The sequence below is a fragment of the Microcella sp. genome, assembly GCF_030645145.1.
Taxonomy (GTDB): Bacteria; Actinomycetota; Actinomycetes; order Actinomycetales; family Microbacteriaceae; genus Microcella.
On the sequence record NZ_JAUSMI010000027.1, the window covers coordinates 37,840 to 44,489 of the forward strand.

Below are 6,650 nucleotides of genomic sequence, written 5' to 3' on the forward strand. Positions count from 1 at the left end.
CGCTGCGGCGCGTCCATCGGTCAGTTGTTGCCGCCGATCGGTGTCGCGGGCGCAACGAGTGACCGATAGACGTCAGAGACGGTGGGGATTGGGAGCGAGCGGGCGGGACGAGCGGGCGGGCGGGCGGGACGAGCGGACCGGTAGCGCTGCGCGGGAATCGCCCCCGAAATGCGCCTGCGGAATGCGAAGACGGGGACGACCCCGAAGGATCGTCCCCGTCTGCGAGACCGGTGAGGGTCGAACTACTTGGCGGCAGCCTTCAGCTTGCTGCCGGCGCTGATCTTCACGCCGTTCGACGCGGCGATCTGGATCGTCTCGCCGGTCTGGGGGTTGCGGCCCTGGCGGGCGGCGCGAGCGGTGCGCTCGACCGAGAGCCAGCCCGGGATCGAGACCTTGGTGCCCTTGCCCACGGCGTCGGACAGGACCGAGAACAGGCCGTCGACGACACGGTTGACGTCAGCCTGGCTCAGGCCCGACTCAGCGGCCACGGCGGCGACGAGCTCGGAACGGTTCATGGTGTCCTCCTCGGACGTCAAGTTCGGTGGAACGATCCGTGACCAGGGGATGGCCGCGAACCGCCTCGAAACTAGCACCAGTCCCGCGTGTTTCCGGGCTCATTCGCGGTTCGGGGCGTTGATTCGTCGTCGTTTTCGGCGTTTCGGGCCCGATCCGGCCCTCCTGGCTGGGAAAAGCACGAAAGGCGCCCCGAGAACGGGACGCCTTCCGCTGCCGACGATGCGGCGGGTGAGCCGGTTACCAGCTCGACTTCGTGATGCCGGGCAGCTCGCCGCGGTGCGCCATGTCGCGGAAGCGGACGCGCGAGATGCCGTACTGCTTGAGGTGACCGCGGGGACGGCCGTCGACGGCGTCGCGGTTGCGGACGCGGACGGGCGAGGCGTCGCGGGGCAGCTTCTGCAGCCCCTGGCGCGCGGCCTCGCGCGACTCGTCGGTGCCGGCCGGGTCGACCAGGGCCTTCTTCAGCTCGAGGCGCTTCGCGGCGTAGCGCTCGACGATGACCTTGCGCTGCTCGTTGCGCGCGATCTTGCTCTTCTTCGCCATTTCTTAGCGCTCCTCGCGGAATTCGACGTGCTTGCGGATGACCGGGTCGTACTTCTTGAGCACGAGACGGTCGGGGTCGTTGCGGCGGTTCTTGCGAGTCACGTAGGTGTACCCGGTGCCCGCGGTCGACCGGAGCTTGATGATGGGACGGACGTCCTGCTGCTTGGCCATTAGATCTTCTCCCCACGGGCCAGGAGATCCTTGACCACGGACTCGATGCCGCGGGCGTCGATGACCTTGATGCCCTTCGCCGACAGGGTCAGCGTGACGTTACGGCGAAGCGACGGCACGAAGTACGTCTTCTTCTGGATGTTCGGGTCGAACCGGCGCTTGGTGCGTCGGTGCGAGTGCGAGATGTTGTGCCCGAAGCCGGGAACGGCTCCGGTCACCTGGCAGACGGCTGCCATGGTTCCTCCAAATATTCGGCTACCGTGCGGCGAGCGCCGCACCCAAGGTCACTTGTCGGCACGCTGACACCGCCTGATCCGTTCGAGTAGCGGGTGAACGGGGCGGAGAGCGCACAGGAAGGGCGAATGATCGCCCGACACAATCGCCCAGCTTACGGCCTGGATGCCCGATCGACCAAGTCGGAGCAGCGCGCGCACACGCCGAAGATGTCGACGACGTGCTCGGCGCGCGTGAAGCCGTGCTCGGCGGCCGTGCGGCGCGCCCACTCCTCGACCGGCTGCGCCTCGATCTCGACGGTCGTGCCGCAGCGCCGGCAGATCAGGTGATGGTGGTGGGTGCCCGGGGTGCAGGCCCGGTAGAGGACCTCGCCCTCCTGCTGCAGGCTGTCGGCCTCGCCCTCGTCGGTGAGGCCCGTGAGCGCCCGATACACGGTCGCGAGGGCGATCGTCGAGCCCGACTCGCGCAGGCTCGCGTGCAGCGCCTGCGCGCTCACGAAGCCGCCCGCGTCGCCGAGCGCCGAACGCACGGCCTCCTTCTGCCACGTGTTGCGCTTCATCGCGCCACCTCGGCGACGGCCGGCACGCGCGGGCGACGGCTCGCGCCGCCCCTCACCCGGCGCTCGATGAGACGGCAGACGAGGTAGATCGCGAACGAGATCGTCGTAATGTACGGGCTGATCGGCAGCGAGCCGCCGAGCGCGAGCAGGATTCCTCCGACGGCGGAGACGAGACCGAACGCCATGCTCAGCAGCGGCACGAGGACGGGCGAGGCCGACACCCGCAGCGCCGCCGCCGCCGGCGTGACGAGCAGGGCGAGGACCAGGAGCGCGCCGATCACCTGGATCGACACCGCGACGGCGAGGCCCAGCAGGATCATGAACACGATGCTCAGCGCGCGACCCGGGACCCCGCGGGCGCTCGCGACCTCGGCGTCGAGGCTGTCGAAGGTCAGCGGGCGCCAGATGACGAGGAGCGACACGAGCACGAGCGCGCTGATGCCCATGAGCAGCCCGAGCTGCGGCAGGTCGACACTGATGATCTGCCCCGTCAGCAGGCCGAACTTGTTCCCGCTGCGGCCCGGGTACAGGGCGAGGAAGAGGATGCCGAGCCCGAGGCCGAACGGCATGAGCACGCCGATGATCGAGTTGCGATCGCGGGCGCGCGCGCCGAGGACGCCGATGATGCCCGCCGCGATGAGCGACCCGAGGATCGACCCCGCGACGACGTTGACGCCGAGCAGGAGCGCCGCCGCCGCGCCCGCGAACGACAGCTCGCTGATGCCGTGCACCGCGAACGCCATGTCGCGCTGCATCACGAAGACGCCGATGAGCCCGCCGACGATGCCGAGCACCGCCGCGGCGATGATCGAGTTCTGCACGAGCGCGAGGAGCTGCGTGTACGTCGCCCAGTCCACCGAGATCATGCGACCACCTCGTGATGATGATCGCCGTCGGGCGTGCCGACCACGACGACGCGACCGTGCGTGCGGATGACATCGACGGGCGTGCCGTACAGCCCGCTCAGCACGTCGCTGCGCAGCACCTCGTCGGGCGTGCCGATCGTGAAGGCGCCCTGGGCCAGGTAGAGGACGCGATCGACCATGCTCAGCACGGGGTTCACGTCGTGGGTGACGAACACGACCGCGGTGCCGTGATCCCGGCGGCGCGCATCGATGAGCTCGCTCACCCCCCTCTGGTGCTGCAGGTCGAGGCTCATGAGCGGCTCGTCGCACAGCAGGAGCGCGGGGTCGTCGGCGAGCGACTGGGCCACGCGCAGCCGCTGCTGCTCGCCACCGGAGAGGCTGCCGAGGGGCTGGTCTGCGTAGTGGGTCGCCCCGACGGAGGCGAGCAGGGCATCCACTTTCTGACGGTCGGCGCGCGACGTGATCGGCGGGCCGTAGCGGCGGCCGTTGACGCCGAGCATGACGAGATCGCGCCCGCGCAGCGGCGTGCCCGGCGCGACGATCTTCTGCTGCGGGATGTACCCGATGCCGCGGTGACCCCGATGCGCCGGATGCCCGTCCACGAGCACCTCGCCGGACGCGAGCCGCTGCTCGCCGAGCATGGCCTTGAGCAGACTCGTCTTGCCCGTGCCGTTCGCGCCGAGCACCGCGATGAACTCGCCCGCGCGGACGTCGAGGTCGAGCCCGCTCCACAGGGTCCGCGGGCCGAAGCGAAGAGCCCCGCCCCGGATGCTCAGCACCGGGGCGGGGTCGGTCGACGATGGGTCGCGCGTCACGCCGGGCTCAGTGCTCCGACGACCGCCTCGATGTTCGCGCGCATCCATGACACGTAGTCTTCCCCGTCCGGCAGGGTTTCGACGAACGAGACGACCGGGATCCCGGCCTCCTCGGCGGCCTCGCGCACGCGCTCGGTCTCGGGGCTCGCCGTCTGGTCGTTGTAGGCGAGCAGCACGAGCTCGTCCGAGGCGACGAGGTCGAGCGTCTGCTGCAGCGCGAGCGGGGGCACGTCGGCGCCCTCCTCGATCGCCTCGGAGAACTCCGCGGGGGTCTCGTCGTCGAAGCCGAGCTCGGCGAGCAGGTAGTAGGGCACGGGCTCGGTGCTCGCGACGGTGCCGCCGCCGAGCTGCTCGGCGGCGGCCTCGAGCTCGCCCTCGAGGGCCTCGAGCTCCTCCATCCACGCGGCGAGGTTCTCCTCGTAGGCCGCGGCGTTGTCGGCGTCGAGCTCGGCGAGCTCGGTCGCGATCGCCTCGGCGACCTGCTCCATGATGTGGAGGTCGTACCAGACGTGCTCGTTGACGCCCTCGACGTGGCCGTGGCCGTCGTCCTCGGCCGCCTCCCCCTCGGCGGCCTCCTCCTCGGAGTGCTCCTCGCCCTCCTCCTCGGCGTGATCGTCGTCGCCGTGACCGTGGTCGTCGTCGATGCCCGCGAGGGTCGCGGCGGTGATGACGACGGCGCCCGTCTCCGAGCCCTCGACGAGGATGTCGATGAACGGGTCGTAACCGCCTCCGTTCTCGATCACGAGGTCCGCATTCGCGATCGCGAGCTGGTCCTGCGCACTGGCCTCGTAGCTGTGCGGGTCCTGCGCGGGGGAGTCGATGATGCTCGTCACCGTCGCGAGGTCGCCGGCGATGCTCGAGGCGATGTCGCCGTAGACGTTCGTCGAGGCCACGATCGAGAGCCCGTCGGTCGAGGCCGCGGGGTCGGCCGGGGCGGCGCAGCCCGTGAGGGCGAGGCCGGTCGCGGAGGCGAGGACGAGAGCGGGGACGGAGCGGGAGAGCGCGGGCATGAGCCGATGCTACGGCTTACTGAGAACCGTTGTCAAAACCATTCTCAATAAGGATCGCTCGGGAGACGGCGCTCGCTCGACTCCGCTCGGGCCTGGTGAGCATGCGTGTCACTTCTCCGGAGTTCTGGCGACGGCGACGCGGAACGCCGCGGATGTGACTGGCGCACGCGCCAGAACTCCGGAGAACGTGCACACAGTCGCCGGCGCCGCCGTCGCCGGAAGGCCGGGCCGATCACCCCTGGCCGGTGGAGGCCCTGCCAACCGGGCGAGCAGGAGGGCGGGGCGGGCTCGGCGTGCTCCCCGGCGGCGCGGATAGCCTGCACCTCATGTCGAATCGCCTCGCGATGCTCGCGATGACCGGGCTCCACCGCGCCGTGCTGCGCCTCTCCGGCGGACGGGTCGGGGCCTCGCTCGGGCGCATGCGCGTCATCGAGCTCGTCACGCGCGGCCGGAAGTCCGGCGCGGAGCGCCGGGCCATCCTCACCGTGCCCGTCGTCGAGACGACCGAGACGGGGGAGACCCTCGTGGTCGTGGCCTCGCGCGGCGGCGACGACCTCATGCCGTCGTGGTACCTCAACCTCGTCGCCGACCCCGAGGTGGGCGTCGCGTCGGCGGAGGGCGGTGAGCCGCGGCCTTATCGCGCGCGAACCGCGACCGACGCGGAGCGGGCCCGGCTCTGGCCGCTCGCCGTGCGCGCCTACAGCGGGTACGCCGCCTACCAGCGGAAGACGCGGCGGGTCATCCCGCTCGTGGTGCTCGAGCCCGACCCGACGCGCGAGCCCGCGGGCCCGTCGGAGGCCCGACCCGGCGCCTCGACCTAGTCGAGCAGGAGCGCCGGCTCCTCGATCACGGAGGCGACGTCCGCGAGGAAGCGGCTCGCGACATCCCCGTCGACGACGCGGTGATCGAACGAGGCGCCGAGCGTCGTCACGAAGCGCGGGCGCACCTCGCCGTCGACGACCCACGGCTTCTGCTTGATCGTGCCGAGGGCGACGATCGCGACCTCGCCCGGATTGAGGATGGGCGTTCCGGTGTCCATGCCGAAGACGCCGATGTTCGTGACCGTGATCGTGCCGTCAGCCATGTCGGCGGGCTGCAGGCGGCCGTCGCGCGCGGTGATCGTGAGCTGCTCGATCGCCTGGGCGAGCTCGCGCAGGCTCATCGCCTGGGCGTTCTTGACGTTCGGGACGACGAGCCCGCGCGGCGTCGCGGCGGCGAACCCGAAGTTGACGAAGTGGTGGACGATGATCTCCTCGTCCGTCCACGTCGAGTTGACCATCGGGTTGCGGCGCACGGCCCAGATCATCGCCTTGGCCATGATGAGCATCGGCGAGACCTTGATGCCCGCGAAGTCGGGGCTCGCCTTGAGGCGCTTGACGAACTCCATCGTGCGGGTCGCGTCGACGTCGACGAAGAGGCCGACGTGGGGCGCGGCGAACGCGCTGCGCACCATCGCCTGGGCGATCGCCTTCCGCACGCCCTTGACGGGGATGCGCTCCTCGCGCACCTCGGGCCACTCGGGCGTCTGGATGTTCCGGAAGACGCTCGCCTGCGACGCCTGCCGGATTACGTCGTCGCGCGTGATCTCGCCCGCGAGGCCGGTCGGCTGCACGGTCTGGAGGTCGACCCCGAGATCCTTCGCGAGCTTCCGGATCGGCGGCTTCGCGATGACGGGCCCGGCCGACGCGGCGGGCACGAAGGGCGAGGGGGCGGGGCGGGATGCCACGGCGCTCGTCGCGGCGTCGCCCTCGTGGCGCCCGCCGGCGTCACCGCCCGAACCCGCGCGCCGGCGCCGCGATGCCACGTGACCCTTGGCGCCGTAGCCGACGAGCACGGCTCCCGGCTTCTCGTCGTGGTCGATGCTCTCCGCCGTGTCGGCCGCGGCGCTCGAGAAGTCGGCGGCCGTGGCCTCCTGCGCGGTGGGCAGCGCGGTCGC

10 protein-coding genes are annotated in these 6,650 nt (G+C 70.9%); 1 reads left to right on the forward strand and 9 read right to left on the reverse strand.

The window, feature by feature from the left end; all coding sequences use genetic code 11:
- Positions 1 to 242: 242 nt before the first annotated feature.
- The 8 genes from Q7T15_RS01720 to Q7T15_RS01755 form a co-directional block, all read right to left on the reverse strand.
- Entirely contained in the window at positions 243 to 515 is a 273-nt protein-coding gene (locus Q7T15_RS01720) for an HU family DNA-binding protein (RefSeq protein WP_304692643.1), read from the reverse strand.
- A 238-nt stretch (positions 516 to 753) separates the two neighbouring features.
- Complete coding sequence (rpsN, locus tag Q7T15_RS01725; RefSeq protein ID WP_304692646.1) at positions 754 to 1,059, reverse strand: 30S ribosomal protein S14; 306 nt, start codon at positions 1,057 to 1,059, stop codon at positions 754 to 756.
- Between the two features lie 3 nt (positions 1,060 to 1,062).
- Complete coding sequence (gene rpmG, locus Q7T15_RS01730; RefSeq protein ID WP_055857761.1) at positions 1,063 to 1,230, reverse strand: 50S ribosomal protein L33; 168 nt, start codon at positions 1,228 to 1,230, stop codon at positions 1,063 to 1,065.
- A complete protein-coding gene (gene rpmB, locus Q7T15_RS01735; RefSeq protein WP_055857759.1) occupies positions 1,230 to 1,466 on the reverse strand; it encodes a 50S ribosomal protein L28 in 237 nt (78 codons plus the stop codon). The genes rpmG and rpmB overlap by 1 nt, the downstream gene beginning before the upstream one ends.
- 152 nt (positions 1,467 to 1,618) lie before the next feature.
- Entirely contained in the window at positions 1,619 to 2,023 is a 405-nt protein-coding gene (locus Q7T15_RS01740; protein WP_304692654.1) for a Fur family transcriptional regulator, read from the reverse strand.
- On the reverse strand, positions 2,020 to 2,889 hold the full coding sequence (locus Q7T15_RS01745; RefSeq protein ID WP_304692656.1) for a metal ABC transporter permease: 870 nt from the start codon (positions 2,887 to 2,889) through the stop codon (positions 2,020 to 2,022). The genes Q7T15_RS01740 and Q7T15_RS01745 overlap by 4 nt, the downstream gene beginning before the upstream one ends.
- Positions 2,886 to 3,752 (reverse strand): metal ABC transporter ATP-binding protein, encoded by an 867-nt coding sequence (locus Q7T15_RS01750; RefSeq protein ID WP_370689077.1) that lies wholly within the window; start codon positions 3,750 to 3,752, stop codon positions 2,886 to 2,888. Before Q7T15_RS01750 ends, Q7T15_RS01745 begins: the two co-directional genes overlap by 4 nt.
- Complete coding sequence (locus tag Q7T15_RS01755; RefSeq protein WP_304692660.1) at positions 3,701 to 4,714, reverse strand: metal ABC transporter solute-binding protein, Zn/Mn family; 1,014 nt, start codon at positions 4,712 to 4,714, stop codon at positions 3,701 to 3,703. Before Q7T15_RS01755 ends, Q7T15_RS01750 begins: the two co-directional genes overlap by 52 nt.
- A gap of 326 nt (positions 4,715 to 5,040) precedes the next feature.
- Between Q7T15_RS01755 and Q7T15_RS01760 the strand changes: the two genes are divergently transcribed.
- Positions 5,041 to 5,535, forward strand: coding sequence for a nitroreductase/quinone reductase family protein (locus tag Q7T15_RS01760; RefSeq protein WP_304692662.1), 495 nt, complete (start codon positions 5,041 to 5,043; stop codon positions 5,533 to 5,535).
- Here the strand turns inward: Q7T15_RS01760 and Q7T15_RS01765 are convergent.
- Positions 5,532 to 6,650 (reverse strand): dihydrolipoamide acetyltransferase family protein (locus Q7T15_RS01765; protein WP_304692664.1); only part of this gene is annotated, 1,119 nt, incomplete at its 5' end. The genes Q7T15_RS01760 and Q7T15_RS01765 overlap by 4 nt on opposite strands.

Excerpts from the sequence above, each read along its gene's own strand:
- rpmB (WP_055857759.1), bottom strand. The coding sequence starts at position 1,466 with ATGGCAGCCGTCTGCCAGGTGACCGGAGCCGTTCCCGGCTTCGGGCAC.
- Q7T15_RS01760 (WP_304692662.1), top strand. The coding sequence starts at position 5,041 with ATGTCGAATCGCCTCGCGATGCTCGCGATGACCGGGCTCCACCGCGCC.
- Q7T15_RS01720 (WP_304692643.1), bottom strand. The coding sequence starts at position 515 with ATGAACCGTTCCGAGCTCGTCGCCGCCGTGGCCGCTGAGTCGGGCCTG.
- rpmG (WP_055857761.1), bottom strand. The coding sequence starts at position 1,230 with ATGGCCAAGCAGCAGGACGTCCGTCCCATCATCAAGCTCCGGTCGACC.
- Q7T15_RS01755 (WP_304692660.1), bottom strand. The coding sequence starts at position 4,714 with ATGCCCGCGCTCTCCCGCTCCGTCCCCGCTCTCGTCCTCGCCTCCGCG.
- Q7T15_RS01745 (WP_304692656.1), bottom strand. The coding sequence starts at position 2,889 with ATGATCTCGGTGGACTGGGCGACGTACACGCAGCTCCTCGCGCTCGTG.
- Q7T15_RS01750 (WP_370689077.1), bottom strand. The coding sequence starts at position 3,752 with ATGGATGCGCGCGAACATCGAGGCGGTCGTCGGAGCACTGAGCCCGGC.
- Q7T15_RS01740 (WP_304692654.1), bottom strand. The coding sequence starts at position 2,023 with ATGAAGCGCAACACGTGGCAGAAGGAGGCCGTGCGTTCGGCGCTCGGC.
- rpsN (WP_304692646.1), bottom strand. The coding sequence starts at position 1,059 with ATGGCGAAGAAGAGCAAGATCGCGCGCAACGAGCAGCGCAAGGTCATC.